This window comes from Paracoccus fontiphilus, assembly GCF_017356265.1.
GTDB lineage: Bacteria > Pseudomonadota > Alphaproteobacteria > Rhodobacterales > Rhodobacteraceae > Paracoccus > Paracoccus fontiphilus.
Map to the genome: position 1 here is coordinate 1 of NZ_JAFNAW010000182.1, position 530 is coordinate 530.

A 530-nucleotide genomic window follows, 5' to 3' on the forward strand; every position below is an offset into this window, starting at 1 on the left:
GCGCAGGACCGGGCCGAACAGCTGGCCCGCAGCCTGGCCGAGGCCGAGCGCCTGCGCGCCGACATCGAGGCACAGCGCGCCCGTCGCGGCCTGCTGCTGGTGACGCCCCAGGCGCTTGCCGCCGCCGAACAGGCCAGCGATGAATTGAACCGCGCCGAGGCCCGCCTGGCCGCGCAGTCGGTCAGCCTGTCTCTTGCCTATACCGGGGCCGCGCGGGTCCGCGCCGGCGGGGCCGACCTGCCCGAGGGCCTGCACCATCTGACCGGCCCCCGCGACTTCGACCTGCCCGGCATCGGCACCATGCGCATCGACCCCGGCACCCAGACCGGCGGTGACCGCACGCAGCGGGACAGGGCTGCGGCCGCCCTGGCCCAGCGGCTGTCCGCCTGCGGGGCCGAGGATCTGGGCCAGGCCCGCGCCCGTCTGGTCGAGGCGCAGCGGCTGGACGACGGCCTGCGCAGCGCGCAGGCCCTGCTGGCCCAGCTTGCGCCGGACGGCCTTGACGCGCTGCGCCAGGCCCATGCGCAGGC

1 pseudogene is annotated in these 530 nt (G+C 77.2%); it reads left to right on the forward strand.

Annotated features, from left to right (window positions below):
* Positions 1 to 530 (forward strand): annotated as a pseudogene (locus J0F76_RS20765) (hypothetical protein); the annotation flags it as partial.